Origin of the sequence: Pseudomonas sp. HY2-MNA-CIBAN-0224 (assembly GCF_040310285.1) — a bacterium.
GTDB lineage: Bacteria > Pseudomonadota > Gammaproteobacteria > Pseudomonadales > Pseudomonadaceae > Aquipseudomonas > Aquipseudomonas helleri.
Map to the genome: position 1 here is coordinate 1 of NZ_JBEOPQ010000311.1, position 323 is coordinate 323.

General features: G+C 39.9%; 1 protein-coding gene. It reads left to right on the forward strand.

Features of this window, described 5'->3' with window-relative positions; genetic code table 11:
* Positions 1-109 precede the first annotated feature (109 nt).
* A partial coding sequence (locus tag AAEZ03_RS26535) for a helix-turn-helix domain-containing protein (RefSeq protein ID WP_350582753.1) occupies positions 110-323 on the forward strand: 214 nt, incomplete at its 3' end.

Consider the following 323-nt stretch of genomic DNA (forward strand, 5'->3'; position numbering starts at 1 on the left):
GTTATAGACCTAGATTCAAATAAGAAGTGCAACGTTTTAAAAGAATGAGTTGAAGAGTAAGATGTGCCGTGTTGCATTTCAAACTTCAACTCCTACATATCAGAACGTTATGAAACACTATACACATCTTACCCAAGAGCAAAGATATCAAATATCAGCGCTATTGCAAGCTAAAAAAGGCATGAGTGAAATAGCTAGAATTATTGGCTGTCATAAATCAACGGTGAGTCGAGAGATAAGGCGAAACATGGGACAAAGGGGTTATCGCCCCAAACAAGCCCATCGATTGGCAAACGCGCGCAAAGTTGTGAATAGCTCACAGA